This window comes from Flagellimonas algicida, from assembly GCF_049629585.1.
Classification (GTDB): domain Bacteria; phylum Bacteroidota; class Bacteroidia; order Flavobacteriales; family Flavobacteriaceae; genus Flagellimonas.
Genome location: NZ_JBMYIX010000002.1, coordinates 1,005,390 through 1,024,845 on the forward strand (window position 1 = coordinate 1,005,390; position 19,456 = coordinate 1,024,845).

General features: G+C 44.6%; 15 protein-coding genes. 10 read left to right on the forward strand and 5 right to left on the reverse strand.

Translation table 11 applies throughout. The features are described 5' to 3' along the window. The first annotated feature begins 13 nt into the window (after positions 1–13). From abc-f to ACPD8L_RS13400, 7 genes are all read left to right on the forward strand, one after another. Positions 14–1,927: a ribosomal protection-like ABC-F family protein gene (gene abc-f / locus ACPD8L_RS13370; protein ID WP_423943774.1), complete on the forward strand. Its 1,914-nt coding sequence runs from the start codon at positions 14–16 to the stop codon at positions 1,925–1,927. A gap of 135 nt (positions 1,928–2,062) precedes the next feature. Further along, positions 2,063–2,950 carry a leucine-rich repeat domain-containing protein gene (locus ACPD8L_RS13375; RefSeq protein ID WP_116216199.1) on the forward strand — a complete coding sequence of 296 codons (888 nt, stop codon included), beginning with the start codon at positions 2,063–2,065 and terminating at the stop codon, positions 2,948–2,950. A 118-nt stretch (positions 2,951–3,068) separates the two neighbouring features. Beyond that, complete coding sequence (locus tag ACPD8L_RS13380) at positions 3,069–3,482, forward strand: potassium channel family protein (RefSeq protein ID WP_423943776.1); 414 nt, start codon at positions 3,069–3,071, stop codon at positions 3,480–3,482. A gap of 312 nt (positions 3,483–3,794) precedes the next feature. Beyond that, on the forward strand, positions 3,795–4,676 hold the full coding sequence (locus tag ACPD8L_RS13385; protein WP_423943777.1) for a hypothetical protein: 882 nt from the start codon (positions 3,795–3,797) through the stop codon (positions 4,674–4,676). Positions 4,677–4,716: 40 nt separating this feature from the next. Continuing rightward, on the forward strand, positions 4,717–5,418 hold the full coding sequence (locus ACPD8L_RS13390) for a hypothetical protein (protein ID WP_421810117.1): 702 nt from the start codon (positions 4,717–4,719) through the stop codon (positions 5,416–5,418). A gap of 64 nt (positions 5,419–5,482) precedes the next feature. Continuing rightward, the gene (locus ACPD8L_RS13395; RefSeq protein WP_421810116.1) at positions 5,483–6,433 is read left to right on the forward strand and encodes a hypothetical protein; all 951 of its coding nucleotides are present in this window, start codon (positions 5,483–5,485) and stop codon (positions 6,431–6,433) included. A gap of 3 nt (positions 6,434–6,436) precedes the next feature. Continuing rightward, positions 6,437–7,585, forward strand: coding sequence for a T9SS type B sorting domain-containing protein (locus ACPD8L_RS13400; protein ID WP_421810115.1), 1,149 nt, complete (start codon positions 6,437–6,439; stop codon positions 7,583–7,585). A 1-nt stretch (position 7,586) separates the two neighbouring features. On the opposite strand, the gene ACPD8L_RS13405 is transcribed toward ACPD8L_RS13400, so the two are convergent. The 5 genes from ACPD8L_RS13405 to ACPD8L_RS13425 all read right to left on the reverse strand — a co-directional run bounded on the left by ACPD8L_RS13405 (position 7,587) and on the right by ACPD8L_RS13425 (position 15,405). After that, positions 7,587–8,975: a c-type cytochrome domain-containing protein gene (locus tag ACPD8L_RS13405; RefSeq protein WP_423943779.1), complete on the reverse strand. Its 1,389-nt coding sequence runs from the start codon at positions 8,973–8,975 to the stop codon at positions 7,587–7,589. Further along, positions 8,976–9,851: a sugar phosphate isomerase/epimerase family protein gene (locus ACPD8L_RS13410; protein ID WP_423943781.1), complete on the reverse strand. Its 876-nt coding sequence runs from the start codon at positions 9,849–9,851 to the stop codon at positions 8,976–8,978. A gap of 24 nt (positions 9,852–9,875) precedes the next feature. Further along, positions 9,876–11,399: a DUF1501 domain-containing protein gene (locus ACPD8L_RS13415; protein WP_116216193.1), complete on the reverse strand. Its 1,524-nt coding sequence runs from the start codon at positions 11,397–11,399 to the stop codon at positions 9,876–9,878. After that, positions 11,396–14,113: a PSD1 and planctomycete cytochrome C domain-containing protein gene (locus tag ACPD8L_RS13420; RefSeq protein ID WP_423943783.1), complete on the reverse strand. Its 2,718-nt coding sequence runs from the start codon at positions 14,111–14,113 to the stop codon at positions 11,396–11,398. Before ACPD8L_RS13420 ends, ACPD8L_RS13415 begins: the two co-directional genes overlap by 4 nt. A 263-nt stretch (positions 14,114–14,376) precedes the next feature. After that, positions 14,377–15,405: a LacI family DNA-binding transcriptional regulator gene (locus ACPD8L_RS13425; protein WP_116216191.1), complete on the reverse strand. Its 1,029-nt coding sequence runs from the start codon at positions 15,403–15,405 to the stop codon at positions 14,377–14,379. A gap of 221 nt (positions 15,406–15,626) precedes the next feature. Between ACPD8L_RS13425 and ACPD8L_RS13430 the strand changes: the two genes are divergently transcribed. Genes ACPD8L_RS13430 through ACPD8L_RS13440 form a run of 3 tightly spaced genes read left to right on the forward strand, consistent with a single transcriptional unit; the run spans position 15,627 to position 19,455 of the window. Further along, on the forward strand, positions 15,627–16,388 hold the full coding sequence (locus ACPD8L_RS13430) for a 6-phosphogluconolactonase (RefSeq protein ID WP_293304481.1): 762 nt from the start codon (positions 15,627–15,629) through the stop codon (positions 16,386–16,388). Between the two features lie 10 nt (positions 16,389–16,398). After that, positions 16,399–17,946, forward strand: coding sequence for a DUF4838 domain-containing protein (locus ACPD8L_RS13435; protein WP_423943785.1), 1,548 nt, complete (start codon positions 16,399–16,401; stop codon positions 17,944–17,946). Positions 17,947–17,976: 30 nt separating this feature from the next. Then, a complete protein-coding gene (locus ACPD8L_RS13440) occupies positions 17,977–19,455 on the forward strand; it encodes a sodium:solute symporter family protein (RefSeq protein WP_423943787.1) in 1,479 nt (492 codons plus the stop codon). Position 19,456 lies beyond the last annotated feature (1 nt).

Sequence of the window (19,456 nt, forward strand, 5' to 3'; positions counted from 1 at the left end):
CAGGTCACATATAATGCTAAATGTCCACAATCTTTCGGTAGCCTTTGGGGGTGAATATCTTTTTGAAGAAATCGCGTTTCGTTTAAACGGTGGGGACCGCGTAGGTCTTATCGGTAAGAACGGAGCGGGTAAATCCACCATGCTCAAATTATTGTCCAAGGATATGGCGCCCGATGAGGGAACCATTGCCATGGAAAAGGACATCAAGATTGGGTTTTTGAGGCAGGATATCGATTTTGAGCAAGGACGTACCGTACTGGAGGAGTCCTATCAGGCATTTTCGGATATCAAGTCCTTGGAGCAACAACTGGAGGAAATCAATACGGCATTGGCAGAGCGCACCGATTATGAAAGTGAGGGCTATCATCAGCTAATGGTAGATTTGAACGATGTTACCCATCGCTATGAAATTCTGGGCGGCTACAACTATCAAGGCGATACCGAGAAAGTATTGCTGGGATTGGGTTTTAAGCGCGATGATTTTGATAAGTTGACAGATACCTTTTCCGGGGGGTGGCGCATGCGGATAGAGTTGGCCAAACTCCTATTGCAGAACAATGATGTTTTGTTGTTGGATGAGCCTACCAACCATTTGGATATTGAATCCATTATCTGGTTGGAACAGTTCTTGAAAACCTATGCAGGTGCGGTTGTGATTGTTTCGCACGATAAAATGTTTCTGGACAATGTCACCAATAGGACCATTGAGATTTCATTGGGCCGAATCTATGACCACAACAAACCGTACACCAAGTTTTTGGCGTATCGAAAAGAAATCAAGGAACAGCAACTGAGCGCCCAAAAAAACCAAGAAAAGCAGATCCAGCAGACCGAACGCTTGATTGAAAAGTTCCGGGCCAAATCCAGTAAGGCTTCCATGGCACAGTCCCTCATTAAGAAGCTGGACAAAATAGAACGTATTGAGGTGGATGATGAGGATAATAGTGTAATGAACCTTCGGTTCCCCGTTTCCATAAACCCCGGAAAGGTGGTGGCAGAACTGGAAAATCTCTCCAAAAGCTATGGCAAAAAGGAGGTTCTAAAAGAGATTGATCTATTGGTTGAACGCGGTACAAAAACCGCTTTTGTAGGTCAGAACGGACAAGGAAAAACCACTTTGGCCAAAATCATGGTGGGAGAGTTGGACCATACGGGAAGCCTAAAGACCGGGCACAATGTACAACTAGGCTATTTTGCCCAGAACCAAGCAGAATATCTTGATGGTGAAAAAACCATCTTGGATACCATGATCGATGCTGCGAATGAGAAGAACAGAAGCAAGGTCAGGGATATTTTGGGGTCTTTTCTCTTTCGTGGCGATGAGGTGGAAAAATATGTAAAGGTGCTTTCCGGTGGGGAGCGAAACCGATTGGCCTTGGCCAAAATGTTGCTGCAACCGTTCAACGTGTTGGTCATGGATGAGCCTACCAACCACTTGGACATTAAATCCAAGAACGTGCTAAAAAGTGCACTTCAAAATTTTGAAGGAACCTTGGTCTTGGTGTCCCACGATCGGGATTTTCTCCAAGGGCTTACCGATAGGGTCTATGAGTTCAAGGACGGTAGCATCAAAGAGTATCTGGGAGATATCGACTTTTATCTGGAACAGCGAAAGGCAGAGGATTTCAGGAAAATAGAAAAAGGAGAGAAAAAAGTAGCACAGAAGGTCGAGGTGGTTTCCAAGGAGAACGACTATCAATTCCAAAAGAAACAGAAATCGCTCAAGAACAAATTGAGTGGGGTGGAAAAAAAGATCTCACAATTGGAGAAGGAGATAGCGGACATAGATCATGACCTCTTAATGGATTATGACAGCACGATAGCCCGCCCCAATTTTTTTGATACATATCAGGGTAAAAAGAAAAAGCTGGAGAACTTAATGGAAGACTGGGAGAGCCTTTCCCACGAATTGGAGACCCTGAACTAGCAAAAAATCCATTTACATACCACATATTTAGCCTAGTTCACAACAAATTACCGTCAGTTCGCCGATTATATTTGTAAGTTTTTTCGTCTTTTGATTACTTTGTAGGTAAATTCTTTAGGATAAAATAAGTAATCAATGATTCGATTGGCCGTTTTCTTCTTATGTATACTGGTTTCCGTAGGTAGGACCTATGCCAACCAGGAAGTCCCCCAAGAGGAGAGGAATGCCCTTGTAGACCTATACAACAACACCAAAGGAGACCAATGGAAGGTTTCGTGGGATTTGGAATCCCCGATCCATACATGGAAAGGCGTTGAGGTAAAGGACAACCATGTGGTGGGATTGACCTTGTTCATGAACAATTTGGACGGAGTGCTTCCCGAAAGTATGGGCAAACTTAAACACTTGGCCCAATTAAATTTGGCATTCAATAGCCTTACCGGTGTACTTCCCAAGGATATTGTGAAGTTGAAAAACCTAAAAGTGCTTCGCTTGGAAATGAACCGCATCAAAGGGTCACTTCCCGAAGGTATTGGAAAAATGAGGCAATTGGAGGTGTTATCCATGTTCAATAATTTTCTCAGCGGCCCCATACCGGATTCGTTCGGAAACCTCACTAACTTAAAAGAACTGAACCTCTCCAGTAATAATTTGAAAGGAATCATCCCAAAGTCCATTGGAAATCTGACCCAATTGGAAGCCTTGGGCCTTTTTGAGAACAATCTGGAAGGAAACATCCCCTCCGAAATGGGGAACTTGACCCACCTAAAGGAATTGGTGTTGGCCAACAACCAGTTGGGCGGTGAGATTCCCACAGAGTTTGGTCAATTGGCAAGTTTACAAGTACTGCAATTACAAAATAACCGATTTGATTCCTATACTGGACTCAAAATGATGGATACAAAACAGTTTTTGGTCTTTGATACCGATGATAAGACCTTGACACCACGATTCAATGACATCCAATTTGAGCGTACGCGCATGGCGGACACAAAATTTGAGGATGACGACGAAAATGAGTAGTTAGTTATTACTTTAGTTTGTTTGGTTTGGGGATACAGGCGTGTATCCCCTTTTTTTATGCAATTCTCAGAACAAGAAAGGTTTTGATGATTGTGGATATTGGGAAAGATTCCGTCTTTTGTGTAACTTCACTTCAACCCATAGTACATCCAATAGCTATACAACAACCGTGCTCTCTTTTGTCATCAATATTTTCCGATTTGCCAAAGCCATACTCAAAGGAATCCGAAAGGACGACGAGTTTAAATTCCTGTGCTTCTTTTTGATGTTTTTATTGATAGGCTCTACCTTTTTCTATTCCCAAACCGAACATTGGTCCGTTATTGATTCGTTGTACTTTTCGGTGATGACCATGGCTACTGTGGGGTATGGCGATTTTGTGCCGACCACGGATTTGGGAAAGATGTTCACCATAATCTATGCGTTCCTTTCCATTGGCACCTTTGTGGCGTTTACCGCAAAAATTGTGCGGTTGATTTTAGATGATGGAAAGCACAAACGGTTCTTTGGAAAAGACAAGCAAAACGACTAGCACCAAGAAATCAGATAGGTGAGAGTATCAGAATCCATATGTTTAGTGGTATTACTCTTAATAAGTATTGTAACTTACTTTTAGTGAGATAGTTATGGTTTAGCAGTCTTCGATTGGCATCTATTTTAATGGTTAACGACATATTGTAAGTATTTAATTACATATTTTGTTGATTTCACAACAAAAAAAAGGATTCTCATCCATTGTTTTATATCTTAAATACAGAAATTCAGATACTTACGTTTTTTTATGTGCAGACGAATCAGTAAAATAGTTACAACACTAATATGCTGTCTTGGTATTCATTTGGGTATGGCCCAAGTAAAGATCGGTGAGAATCTTCAAGTATTGGATGGGGCATCGATTTTGGAACTGGAAAGTACAAGTAGGGCCTTGGTACTTACAAGGGTAAATCAGGCCCAAATGAGTGCCATAACACCACTACATGGAGCATTGGTTTATAATACCGATGCCGAATGCATTTTTGTGTTTGATGGAACTGCATGGAAAAGCCTTTGTGGTGCAGGAATGGCGGTAACAACATCTAGCATGGCCCCAATTGCCAATCAAGTAGGGGATGTTTGGATTGATTCGACCCAAAACAATGTAAACATTTGGAACGGGTCAGATTTTGTGTTGATCAATAGAAATCCAAAAAGTGGCAATGGATTGCCTTCCCCCATCACGGTAAATGACCCTTTGGCGGGCGATATTTATGTAGACAAAAACTCCGGTGATCTCTTTACGTATGATGGGACCAACTGGATAGTTCAGGGGAATGCCGTACAGGCTTCAAACGGGATTACGGAAACTTCGACCAATACCATTGAACTGGGAGGAGCGCTGACAAGACCCACTAGTCTACAATCAAGTTCAATCAACACCTTGGCTATTGAGGGATTACAAATGTCCAACAACCCTACGGATTTTGTGGTTGTCATGGATGCATCGACCCAGGTGTTGAGGCAAATGGACAGATCATTCCTTTTACAACGTGAGGAGACTTTGGTGGTGGCCAACAATGGTCAAAACCAGTTTGCTACCCCCTTGGCCATTACCGACACCAAAAAAATAGACGTGTATCGCAACGGAATCAAAATCAACTTTACCGCTATAGGAAGCAATACCATTGCGTTGGACCCGGGCATCATCTGTTTTCAGGACGATGAGATTCGGATTGTCCAATTCTTTTAACAACAAAAAACCTAGAATCCAAATGTAAATCACAATCACTATGAAAACTCCAAATTATTCTATAATCACCAGAATGGCCCTATTGGTCCTCGGGATAGTATCCTTTGGAACGGCCAGCGCCCAGCAGACCACGGGCGATGTTACCAAAGCAACCGATATTGTCCCGGGCACCACTACCACAGGTGGAGCCGTACGGGTAGTGGATAACAGGGGGACCATTAAGTACCTCCAATCCATCAATGGGATTACCATGTTATCCAACACCACCAATGATGTGACCACAACTACCTGGCAGCTGGGAGGCACGCTTACCAATGATACTTTTATTGATGTGGATGGCAATGTATTCGGTCTTGATGGGATTGAATTGATTTCAACAGAACTGCCCTCCACGAACGCGACTACGGAATCGGACCATGGAACCGGAACCGGATATACCATTTTGGTAAGGGACGAAGCTACAGGCGCTGTAAAAAAATTACTTTCATCCGACTTGAACCTTATCCAAAGTGGTCAGGAGAGCTTTACCGCCACGGCAGGTCAAACCGCCTATGCACTTACAGGAAGCCCAGTTTTGCCAGCCTTCAGTCAAGTTTGGGTATATAGGAATGGGGCCAAGCTAGTGGCCAATGTGGATTACACGGTAGCTGCATCAACAGTTACCTTGGTGCCTGGAGGATCGGCTCCCAATGACTGGGCGGTGTATGCCGGTGATGTCATTGAGGTGCAATATGTAAAGTAGGGTGTTACAGTGGGCAGTTCCCCTTGTTCCCACTGTTGTACTACTGGACTTAAAGGATTTCAAAATGACCAAATCCCGGCGTCTTAAAATAAACACGGTACTCCTGCTGTTGCTTGGAATGCCCTTTTTTATCCATTCGCAAGAGGTCAGGGTAATTGATAACAAGGGGACCAAAACCACGGTGAGGAATACTACTGTCACCACTGGAAGTACAGCTCCATCTACCCCCGTATTGAACGACATTTGGTTTGATACCACTGATGCCGACCATCAACGCACCAAAATTTGGAATGGTTCTTTGTGGCAAGAAATCACCTTTACCGGAACCCCTGGCTCAGTCTTTTTTGCCGATACCGATGGAACCCCAACGCAGAACAATGCACAACTTTTTTGGGACAATACCAACCTTAGATTGGGGGTGGGCACCAATACGCCTTCCCAATCCTTGGATGTGAATGGCTATGCCCGGGTGAGGACAATGGATAATGCCGAAACCACAGACCAAGTGGTAAAAACGGATGCCAATGGGGTAATCCACACATCCAAAGTCAATTTTGGAGGGCGTTGGACGAATACCAATACCTCCACCAACCTCAACGTAAACAATACCGTTGCGCCTATTTTTGGGTCCAATGACTATGTGGACGATGGTACCAACCTTTACGAAGTCAGTGGAAACACCTTGATTGTAAAAGAATCAGGGAGATATGATATTCGGGCCAACTTGGCCCTAGTGGGCATAGATGACAGCATCTTAAGTGACACGGAGTTTGGTACCAATGTCAATGCCCGCATTGCAGTGAACGGAACTGCGGTTGGCGCCTTGGGAGCATCGGGCTATATATCGTTTAGCTTGCTACAGGGGCATAACCATTCCAGTATCCATGTAAGTGAAATATTGGAATTAAGTGCCAATGATGTGGTGACCATTGTTACCTACAGGGAAGCCAATTCCGGTACGGTACGCTTTGAAGGGAGTGGCACCTCGAGTTTTGTGATCAATAAATTACGCTGATCCGTGAAAACCTATTGCATCATACTATTTTTTCTTTCAAGTCTATGCCTTGAGGCACAAGATGGGATGCGCAATTGGGGCATGCTAAAAATACATGCTGATGGTGGTCTAGGCCTTCATGGAAATTTGATCAATGATGGCATTTTTGATGATAACGAAGGGTTGATGGGATTTTATAGTGATGCACCTGTTTTGGTTTCGGGAAGTTTTGCGCCACTGTTCAACGATATGGAAATTTTAGCATCCACTGGTCTTTTTTTGGACATTACCATTGGGGTAACGAACAACGGTAATTTTATGGATGGGGATATCCGGACCACAAGAGCAAATTCTTTTGTGACCTTGGATTTTTGGCCCGATGCTTTCCATACCGGGGCAACGGATATGAGTAAGGTTGATGGGTATGTTTCGGCACAAGGAAAACAGAGCTTTACTTTTCCTGTAGGGGATACCGAACAATTGCGCCCTTTGATCTTGAAATCGGAAGCCGTGAATCCTACCGCACTTTGTGCATACTTTTATGAAGACCCGAATACTCCGACCACTTTTTCGGAAACCTTCAATACAAACATCAAGGCGATGGGGTTGGGAAATGTCAGTACCCAAGAATTTTGGCATTTGGAGGGATCTATACCTTCCACGGTACAAATTTCGTGGAACGAGCGCAGTGGAATATCGCTGTTGACCACCAATATTGAACAGATTACTGTGGTGGGCTGGAACAAATTGGACCATCAATGGGAAAACCTCGGTGGTATGGCGGTGGGTGATTTTTCCCAAGGGATGGTGGTTTCGGATACCTTTGACCCCAATGTTTATGAAATCCTGACTTTCGGCACTACGGACAACCCAAACTTCATTGTGGATTTGCCCAATTATTTGATTACTCCCAACGGCGATGGTATCAATGACTTTTTGGAGATTGATGCATTGGAACAATCCCCGAACAACCGCATGCGTATCTATGACCGGAATGGCCTATTGGTTTTTGAACAGACCAATTACACCAATGGATTCAACGGCTATGCCACGGACGGTAAATGGGTCATCAATAGAAACCGTGGATTGCCATCGGGGGTCTATTTTTATCTTCTTACCATGGATGACCTTAATCTGGAGTTCCAAGGATTTTTATACTTGGCCCGCGACTGATTCAATAGATAATGGAATCCGAAGCAATTTTGGGAAGGGTATATCCACCATAATCCACCTCCAATCCTTTATGGATTTCTTTTGGACCATCGGAAGACAACGAAGTCCCAAAAACATACACTTTCTGTAGGGATGGGAAATTCTCCAATTTGTCAAACAAGTTTGAAGTGATTCCGGTACGGGTTAGGTTGAGGTGTTTCAAATGTGAAAGATGGGATAGCTCCTCAATGCCTTGGTCCGTGACTTCGGTTTGACCCAAGTTAAGCGTGGTCAAGTGGGGTAAATGACCCAAATACGGATAAATGGAATCGTTTATGGCCGTATTGGACAAATCCAGTTCCACAATAAAATCGTTTATGGGGGTCAAGGCCAAGGTATCTGTCAACGAAAATCCAGGTTTATTGATTGCGGTGACCCTAAGCCAAGGGGAATCCTTGCTGAGATACTCCACATGCAATCCGGTTTCCTTGACGGCACGTAGACTATCCAATGGCAAAGCGGATAAAGTGGCCTCTGGATAAAAATCTTCCGCATTTTTGGGGAAGAAGGGTTCAAAAAGACTTTCGTCCAATCCATGCGATGCAATACTGCCATCAAAAGGGTGTCCGGCCTCGATCCAAGCTTTTAGTATGGCAATCTCTTCCTTGGACAATTGCTCTTTTTCCTTGGGCGGCATATGGCCATCGGTATCTTTGGGAGAAATAACCCGGGTGAAAAGTTCACTGCCATCAGGATTTTGGGCCATGATCACCTCACCGTTTTCGCCGCCGGATAGAATATCGTCCATATGGTGTAGGCGCAGTTCGCCTTTGGCCTGTTTGGGACCATGGCAGCTTACACATTTATTGTTGAGGATGGGATGTACCACTTCGGCGTACAGGTCGGCATTCTCCCAGGATTCTTCGGTCAATGCTATAGGGAGTTCTTCAAAAACCGGAATTCCCAGTGCTTTTTTTACCCCTCGTGGAAGGGGTTCGGTCAGGTACCCCTCTCCATGGGTGATGTTACCTCCTTTATGCCCTGTGATGGAAATCAACACCAACCCTAAAACAATCATAATGGGAAAGGACACTTTTTGCAACACCGCTACGGAATCCGACTTCCATTTCAAATACAATGCAAAGCAGAACACGGCCGTGATGATTCCAAACCAGAGGTGACCTTTGACGGTATCAAACCCATAACCCTCATTTTGGTATAGCAGGAATCCACTTATGCAGGCCAAGACCGAGACCAACCCCGCCCAAAGGAACAAGGTGGACAATAGCCCGGTGTACTGTTTTGTCTTACGGTCGGTCCAATATAAAAGTACGCCCAGTACCAAGAACCCTATGGGCAGGTGTACAATTAGAGGATGTAACCGCCCCAATAGCTGTGAAAGAATATCCATTTAATCTATGCCGAGTCTTTGTTTTATAATGTTCATCATATAAACATTGGCCTCCCATTGGTCCGATACGGGAAGTTGGGTATACGGAAGGGCAGGCATATAATAAGGTGGCCCAAATTCTGAGGTAACCGTCATGGGACGGTCATTTTCCGCCCAGAATTTTCTGATGACCTTTTCCCAGATGTCCAAATGACGGTCAACGGCCCTTTTCCACTCTGGAGCTTTGGGGTCGTTTACTTGGGGACTCTCGGCATGGCCTACCCGCGCATGGATATGGTCGGTCTTTGCAATCACTTCGGAAAGCATGGCATCCCTGCCTTCCAATAAGGATTCATGGACCACCATCCAATGACTGATATCGGCAGTAAGACGTAAATCGGATATCTTTTTTAAATAGTCCAATGTAATGGGCAAGGTGTAACTGAACCGCCCGCGATGGGTTTCATGATAAATGGGAATACCCGTTTCCTTACTGATGGCATTGGCCGCTTTGATAAATGCGGTATTTTGTTCCATAGTGAAAAAGTCACTACCGGTTTGACTGTTGATCACCACAGGCTTCCACGACACCAATACATGCAATTTCTTTGTATAGGCCTCCAAACTTTCCTCAAAGGGAAGACTGTTGTCGGTCCCATGCATTAAATTAAGCTGTAAGTCATGTTTTTTTAATGCAGCTTTGAGTTGCTGTTGACTTTCCGTCTCATTGGGCAGCCAAACATCAATACCATCAAAACCGGAGGCTTTGGCCCGTTCGCAAAATGCATCCCAACTTAAAGTGTTTCCCCAGTTGGTCTGAAAAAAGAGGATTTCCCCTTTTTGGGGATAGAGGGTAGTGGCAAAAAGAATCATTACTAGATAGAGGTGTTTTTTCATGAGTATGTTAAAGTTTGGTTGCAATTACGCTAATATTTCTTTGATGACTTCCCCGTGTACATCGGTCAACCTAAAAGGTCTTCCCTGAAAATCAAAAGTGAACTGTTCATGGTTAAAGCCAAGCAAGTGCAGCATGGTGGCATGAACGTCGTGTACAGAAACTGCCCCATCCACTGCAGAGAACCCAATCTCATCAGTCTCCCCGTGGCAGGCTCCTTTTTTGATGCCCCCACCGGCCATCCACATGGTAAATGCATCACCATGGTGATCTCGGCCCATAAAGCCCATTTCCTTGCCTTCACGGTTTTCCTTCATAGGGGTGCGGCCAAATTCACCGCCCCACACCACCAAGGTGTCATCCAAAAGACCACGTTGTTTTAAATCCAATAGGAGAGCGGTCATAGGTCGGTCTATTTGTCGGCATTTGTTCCGAAGTCCCAAATCCACGGCAGTACTGTGGTCTGTTCCGTGACTATCCCAGCCCCAATCGAACAATTGTACGTAGCGCACTCCTTGTTCCACCAGTTTTCGCGCAAGCAGACAGTTGTTGGCAAAGGATTCCTTTCCAGGTTCCACCCCGTACATTTCCTTGATATTGTCCGGTTCACTGTTGATGTTCATTACTTCAGGAACGGCAATCTGCATGCGATAGGCCATTTCATATTGGTTGATGCGCGCCAGAATCTCTGGGTCGGCATACTGGGCGTATTCGGCTTTGTTGATTTTGTTGATGGCATCAATAGTGCTCTTTTTTAGGTCACGGGACATGCCTTTGGGGTCATCAATGTAGAGTACAGGGTCTCCTTTGGACCTGCACTGTACGCCCTGATAAACCGAAGGCAAAAATCCACTTCCCCAAACACTTTTTCCCGCACTGGGCGCCTGTCCACCAGAGGTGAGTACCACAAAACCGGGTAAATTCTGGTTTTCAGACCCTAGTCCGTAAGTGACCCATGATCCAACACTGGGTCTTCCCAAACGTGGGGTTCCGGTATGCATGAACAATTGGGCGGGTCCATGGTTGAATTGGTCCGTGTTCACCGCTTTTAGAAAAGCTACTTCATCCACCACTTTTTTGAAATGGGGCAGGTTTTCCGAGACCCAATTGCCACTTTCGCCAACCTGTTCAAACTCGGCTTGGGGCCCAAGAAGTTTTGGGGTACCCCGGATAAAAGCAAATTTTTTGCCTTGCAAAAGCGATTGTGGGCAGTCTTGGTTGTGCAATTTGGCCAGCTCGGGCTTATAATCGAACATCTCCAACTGCGAAGGTGACCCAGCCATGTGCAGATAGATCACCGATTTCACCTTGGGCGCAAAAGGGGGCGGTAATGTGGCCAAGGGATTCAGGTCCCTTTCGGTCAATTGCAAGCCTTTTTTAAGGGCTGCTGCCGGGTCATTTTTTTGAAAATTACAGGAAGCCAAGAAACCGCTCAAAGCCAAGCCGCCCATTCCCGTGGCGCACTGTTTCATAAAATGTCGGCGGGTCTGCGACTGCGCTTCACGCATCAGTTTTTCGTGGATCAATCGGTCCAAAGAATCTTTGCTCATGACTTTGTAATAAATTCATCAAGGTTCATAATGGCATTGGCCACAACAGTCAACGCGGCCAATTCGGCATCATCGGTTCCCAAAAAGTCATCCATGGCCTTCGCGTCCATTTTAAAGGTGGCCAAGGATTCTTCATACAATTCGGACAATGCCTGTTTTTTATCTGGGCTCAATTCCCTGAACACGGCTTTTTCATAGCCCCGGGTAATGGCACTTTCAATATTTTCCGCTTTTTTCATATCGATGGCCAGTTGGTGGGCCGCCTCAAGATATACAGGGTCATTGAGGGTCACCAAGGCCTGTAAAGGGGTGTTGGTCACGGTTCTTCGGATGGTACATACCTCACGGCTACTGGCATCAAAGCTCATAAAGCTGGGATATGGGCTGGTGCGTTTTATATAAGTATAAAGACCACGACGATAACGGTCCTCTCCTTTGCTTTCCACCCAAGTTTCACTGCTGTAGACGGTTTGCCAAACCCCATCAGGTTGTGGGGGCATAACACTGGGGCCATACATTTTTGAACTCAACAGTCCCGAAACGGCCAAGGCTTGGTCCCTGACCTGCTCTGCGGTCAAACGTAATCGTGGACCACGGGCATAAAGCCTGTTCTCTGGGTCTATTTGGTGTAAAGTTGGATTTCCTTCAGAGCTTTGACGATAGGTGCCGGACATGACAATATCCTTGATGAGCGACTTCAATTGCCACCCATTTTCATTCATCAACCGAAGTGACAACCAATCCAACAAAGCTGGGTGTGATGGAGGTTCGGATTGCGATCCCATATCTTCAAGCGAAGCCACAAAACCATTTCCGAACAATTGATGCCAAACCCGGTTTACCAAGGTGCGTGCCGTCAAGGGGTTCTCCTTGCTCACCAACCATTGCGAAAGCCCCAAACGGTTTTTGGGCCATTCCTGTTTCCATGGGTTCAATATTGCTGGTGTGACCGGGGTGACGGTATCAGCCAGTGTAAGCCAGTTTCCACGTTCAAAAACCCGGGTCGTACGGGTCATATAATCCGGGTTCTCTATCATGATGGGCACCGTTGGGGTGACGGTGTTCAAAAGATCTAGGAATTTTTTCTGGATTTGATCATGTCCAGGTTGTCCTTCACCGGGAAGGTCGGGCAAAAAGGCAAACCAAGAAATAAAGCTGGTCCCCGTCTGTTGGGGCAGTGTTGGGTTTTCGGCCTCAAAAAACAAACGAATGGAATCTTGTACCTCGGCAAAGGGCACTTTACGGATAATTTCCCGAGGAGTCTTATCAATATTGAAACGCGCCAAGACTTCACCTTCATTGTTGTCTTTTCGAAGCGTCATGACCGTACCATTGTCATTGGCCCAATATTTAAAATAAAGGTTGGGCGAGCCTTGGGTATAAATGTCATCATAGTAACAGGAACCATTGGGCCAAAGCGAGAGGTATTTGGTGTCGGCCAGTTCGCCATTGACAAAGTTCTTCGCGTGATGAACTTGATAGAACGGCTCGTTGTACATTAAAAACTTATTGAATTTATCGGCTACTTCCTGGTTTCCATGTTTTAGGTTCCATTGAAAGATTTCGTTCAGGGTCTTTTGGTCCTTTTCGCTGTAGAATTTCAACACAGGATCCTCATGGGGCGTATCCTCATCCATGGCATTGTTGAAAAAGGCCATCATATTATAGTATTCCTCATGCCTGAAAGGATCATACGTATGACTATGGCACTGAACACACTCCATGGTGGTACTTTGCCATACTTGGAAGGTGGTATTGACGCGGTCCAGTACTGAAGCAACCCTGAATTCTTCATCCTCTGTACCTCCTTCATCGTTGTTCATGGTGTTTCGGTGGAAGGCTGTGGCGATGAGTTGGTCCATGGACGGGTCAGGCAATAAATCACCGGCAAGCTGTTCCGTGGTGAACTGGTCGTAGGGCATATTTTCGTTAAGGGCATTTATGACCCAATCCCGGTACTTCCACATGGTTCTGCCTTGATCTTTTTCATACCCTTTACTGTCCGCGTAGCGTGCAAGATCTAACCACCAACTGGCCCATTTTTCACCAAAGGAAGGTTGAGCCAAAAGGCTGTCCACCAAAGTTTCATATTCCATTTCGCCTTGAGTGTAGGAAGTAAACCATTCGGCTTTGGGGGGTAGACCGGTTAAATCAAAGGCCAATCGCCTGGCAATGATGTTTTTTGGGGCCGGTGCATTGGGAGATAACTCATTTTCTTCAAGACGGGCCATGATAAAATGGTCAATGTCGCTTTGGATGAAGTCACTGTTCTCGGGTAAAAAGCCTGCCTCTTGATCCGGTTGCGGAACCGAAATGTCTTGGGGTGGGGTATAGGCCCAATGTTTTCCCCATTCGGCACCTTGATTGATCCATCGTTCCAGTAAATCGATTTCTTCTTGGTTCAACGCCGGTTTTTCATAAGGCATCCGTAATTCGGGGTCATCTTCATGAAGACGGCGGATGAATTCACTGGCACTTGCGTTGCCTGGAACAATGGCCCTTTTGCCCGATTCGCCTTCGACCAAGGCCTCTTCTTCAAAAAGGAAGCTGATGCCACCACTTTTTTTGACCCCACCATGACAGGTGATACAGTGTTTGTTCAGGATAGGTCTTACTTCACTGGCAAAATCAACCTTTTCACCAGTGTTGCAACCCATGAGCATAACGGACAAAATCGATGCTCCAAGAAATATGTGAAAATGTCGAATCGGCATTTTTTTTGAGTATTTGTAAATATTATATAGAATAATTATGAAAATCTACATTAAATGATGCAAAAAATAGTACTTTTTTTGCCACTTTGTAAATGTATGTAATGATTGGAATTTCTTAAGACTGTACGAAAACTTTTTTGTGGTTTGTTTTTTGGACTTTTGAATGAGTCGTGTTTTTATCAAAACAAGGAAAATTGCATGGTGCTAAACTTGAGGTGCACATAAGTTTTGGATTGGTGATCGACAAAAGAGTGGTTTTGGGATTACTTTTTTCTAAGCGAAGATTCCCGAATCACTAAATCCGTTTTAAGGGTGATGGTTTCAAAGTCAATGGCGTTGTCTTCGTCCTCAATTTGCCGTATCAACAATTTGGCGGCAGCCTCTCCCATTTGGAATGCCCGATCATTTACCGTGGTAAGGTTGGGCTGGATTACTTGGGATATGGGATAATTGCTGAATCCCACAACAGCTATTTGCTCGGGAACCTTAAATCCAGCTTTTTGAAAAACCTGGACCGCGCTGATGGCCGTGTAGTCATTGGAGCAGAAAACTCCATCAGGTATTTGCGGCAAGGCAATAAGTTTACGGGCGGAAATAGCCCCTTCTTCATAGCTGAGATTTTGGGTCTCGAGGACCAAATCAGGATTATAGGGGATATTATGCGCCTTCAGTGCAGCTTTGTATCCCTCAAACCGATGCTTAAATATTGGGGTACCTTGATTTCCTGCAATATGACCTATTCTTTTGCACCCTTGTTCTATGAGGTGCTCTGTGGCCTTGAAGGCAGAGCCAAAATCATCTATGACCACTTTATTGGCCTGAAAATCTGTAGGGACCCGATCGTAGAATATGATGGGAACCCCAAGCTTGACCAACCTTTTAAAATGGGTGTAGCTTTTGGTTTCGTTGGAAAGGCACACAATGATGCCTTCCACCAATCTATTCTGTAGGATCTTGGCAATTTCCTTTTCCCTATCGATGGAATCCTTGGATTGGAATATGGTGATGTTATACCCTTCCCTATAGGCCAAGTCTTCAATACCACTAATGACCAAAGAATGAAAATGGACATCTATTTGGGGTACGATCACCCCAATGGAATGGGTTCTTTTTTTCCGAAAACCAGCAGCAATGGAGTTGGGTGCAAAGCCAAGCTCCTCGGCCTTTTTTCGTACCTTCTTTTTTGTGGATTCGCTTATGGCCGGATGCCCCGCAATAGCCCTGGAAATGGTAGAGGGCGACAGTTGTAGCTCTTTTGCTAAATCTTTAAGGGTTATTCTTGGGTTGGACATTACAGCAAATTACAAACGTTTGCGTTAATCAGCGAAATTGGAAATTCCAAATACTTAATTTTCGAACCTTTTTTCCAAATTATAAAAACAAATTTAGTGGATTTTTAATGTTATGGCCGCTATTTGGTGCATTTTGATTCAAAATTAGTTTATGCAAACGTTTGCATAAATGTATTGCGAATTTTATATTTGGGTCGTAATTGTTTTCTAGTTAAAGCAGAATGGGAGAAAACCAGAACCATGTAAAGGTGTATGCTTCCAGAAAGGAAGCAGGTGAAGCAGCGGGAAGAGCAGTTGAAAAACACTTGGTTAAACTTCAGCAGCAGCAAGACGATGTCCGGATTATTTTTGCGGCGGCACCCTCACAAGATGCCATGCTGGAGTATTTGTCAAACTCAGAGCGTATTGAATGGGGTAAAGTGACCGCTTTTCACATGGATGAGTATTTGGGCTTGCCCAAAGGTGCGGAACAGCATTTTTCGGAATATTTAAAAAAGCGACTTTTTTCAAAGGTTCCCTTGAAGAAACAAATCTTGATAGACCCATTTGGTAATGTGGAAAGTGAGATTTCCCGATATTCAAATTTGATGAATGAGAAGCCAATCGATATGGTTTGTTTGGGCATCGGTGAAAATGGACACATTGCGTTCAATGACCCACCAGTGGCAGACTTTAACGATTCCAAGACCATCAAGGTAGTTGAATTGGATGAAGCTTGCAGGATGCAACAGGTGAATGATAAATGCTTTGAAAGCTTGGAGAATGTCCCTAAAAAAGCCCTGACTTTGACCGTACCCACTTTGTTCCGTGCAAAAAAGATGTTCTGCGTTGTTTTGGGAACAAACAAAAGTGAGGCGGTAAAAAATACATTGATGGGACCGGTCAACGAAAGCTGTCCGGCATCTATCTTGACCACACACCCAGATTGCACGTTTTACTTTGATGAAGATGCGTATCAAAAAGTTATGGAAATTTCAATTTAAAAGAAACGATATGATTTCAAAACACATGTTAAGAGCCCTGTTGATTCTGGTGTTATGCTTTAAGATGCCTTTGATCTTGAGGGGGCAGGATACCCCTGATTTTCAGGTAAGGGGGTTTCATATTGACCTAAGGATACAGGTCATGACGCCAGAAGCCCTAAAAGAGTTTGCCAAGGAGTTGGCAGATTTTGGGATGAATACCTTGGTCATGGAATGGGAGGGGACCTATCCATTCAAGAACCATCCCGCCATTTCCAACAAGTATTCGTACACCCGAGAGGAAATCAATGACTTTATTACCTACTGCGACGATTTGGGTATAAAAGTGATTCCACTACAGCAGAGTTTGGGACATGTGGAATATATCCTAAGGAACCCCAGATATAGTGAATTGAAAGAAGACCAAAAGGATATTTCCCAACTCTGTCCCATGGAAGATGAAGCCAGCAAAGCCCTATTTACGGAGTTGTTCACCGATATGGCGGAAACACATAATTCAGATTACATCCATATTGGTGGGGATGAAACTTATTTATTGGGACATTGTCCACGATGTAAGGAGAAATCGGAAAAATATAGCAAGTCCAAGCTGTTTGTGGACCACATGAAAATGATATCAGAAATTGTCATCGGATTGGGGAAAATACCGGTCATGTGGGCCGATATTATTCTAAAACACCCCGAAGCAGCAGCGGATTTACCGGCGGAAACCATTTTTGTGGATTGGAATTACGGATGGAAAATAAGTCACTTTGGCGACATTCCTTCCCTTCAGAAAATTGGTTTTACCTTTTGGGGCTCTCCGGCCATACGCTCCCATCCGGATAATTGGTATGTGACCAAATGGGAGAAACATTTTAATAACCAGAGCGACTTTATCCCTTACTCTAGACAAGCGGGCTACACAGGTATGGTGATGACTTCTTGGTCCACTTCCGGAGTGTATGGTTTTACTTGGGATTCTGGATACGATGTGCTGGATATGGTACAGATCAGGAACAATTATCCCATGTCCGGTTTTCGAATTTTGATCGCGAGTTATGCCGAGGCCTTGAAGAAAAAGACTCCCATCAATGGCCAATCCTTTGCTTTGCAGTATGGGAAGGAACGGTTTGGTTTAAGCAATAAGGATAGTCAAGTGTTATGGAAGTTCCTTTCTGCGGATTCAGAGTTGATTACTAATGGAAAACCTGAACAAAGTGCCAGTATTGATGACGTGAAGGCCAAATATGACCCCATTCGGAAAGAAATCAACCAGATTGAACCCCGAAAGAACCAGCAGGAATTTGAGCATTTTAAGCTGATGGCCGATTTGCGGATGCACTATTTGGATTTCAAAGCGGTGGAGGCCCAATACAATTCCAAAGATTTTTCAGTTACGGAAACTCTAGGCTTACTTAAAAAATTGGACGCTGTCTTGGCCGATGCGGAAACGCTCAACAAACGGTACATCGAACTCAACAAGGGGTTTCTTTATGATGCTGAACTTCAGGAACAGAACAACATAAGGGTCCAGCAGGTCAAGGTGCTTTATGACCGACTTGCAAAGGCAAAATAACCAATGACAGGGATAATCCCATTTTAAATCATGCAGATACTCGACTGGATTGTATTGTCATTTTATTTTCTGATGCTCTTGGGCATTGGTCTCTGGGCCTACTTTCGAGTAAAGAATTCGGCCGACTTTTACACCGCGGGAGGAAAGCTTCCTTGGTGGTTATCGGGAATCTCGCACCATGTTTCGGGATATAGCGGTGCTGTTTTTGTGGCCTATGCCGGTATTGCCTACACCCATGGCTTCAGTTTGTACGTTTGGTGGGCCTTTACCGTAGCCTTGGCTACTTTGATGGCGGCATTCTTTATAGCCCCACGCTGGTCCCGCCTCCGCATTTTTTCAGGGGTGCAATCCCCCACAGAGTATCTGCTCAAACGATACGACCTGAAAACCCAACAACTGATTGCATGGACCGGGGCCATAATAAAGGTCTTTGATACCGGGGGCAAATTGGCCGCCATTGCCGTTTTGTTGAATGTATTCAGCGGGACTTCCATTAGTTTCGGTATCATCTTGGTGGGAATGATATCACTCATATACATTACCATTGGAGGGCTTTGGGCGGATGTTTGGAACGATTTTGGTCAATTTATGGTGCAATTGCTTGCCGGGATTACCATGTTTGTGGTAATCATTTTAAAACTGGATGATGGTCTCGATGGAATTTTTACCGTATGGGACAGATTGCCGGAAGGGCATTCCAATCTGTTCAATGAACCCTACACCTTTGGTTTTGTCTGTGTGATACTGATCATTAACTTTTTTAGTTACAGTGGGGGAACCTGGAACTTGGCAACGCGGTTCATTTCCTCCAGATCGGGAAAGATGGCCAAAAAGGCTGCCATATTATCTTCCATACTTTATTTTGTCTGGCCCTTGGTGCTTTTTTATCCCATGTTCAGCGCTCCATTGTTCTTTGAAAACCTTTCGGACCCCACCCTTTCCTACGGAATGCTGGTCAAAGAGTTTTTACCCTCCGGTTTGGTGGGGCTTGTGCTGGCTTCATTGTTTGCCAATACCCTGTCCATGACCGCTTCGGATTCAAATACGGTATCGGCGGTAATCAGTAGGGACATACTTCCTGTTTTGTTTCCTAAAATAAGGATGTTTACCGATAAAAAGTTGTTGCGCCTTGCCAGGGTCACTACCTTCTGTTTTACCCTATGCACCATAATTACTGCGCTGAATTCCAGTTATTTTGGAGGAGTGTTTGGGTTGATTGTCAGTTGGTTTGCAGCCTTGTTAGGGCCCATTTCCATTCCCATGATTTTGGGGTTGTTGCCCGCTTTTGCAAAAAGTGATGGAAGGGCGGCCCTGATTTCCATTGTTGGAGGGCTCTTGGCCTTTATGGGATTGAAACTGTTTCCAACGCATTCCCTTGCCCTGGAAATTGGAGGTCCGACCTTGGTGTCATTTTTTCTTTTTGTGTTATGGGGATGGTTGAATAATAGGCCTGTGCCCGCTGAAGTAAAGGATTTACACCTTAAATTGGATAGCAAGTCAAAAGCATAAT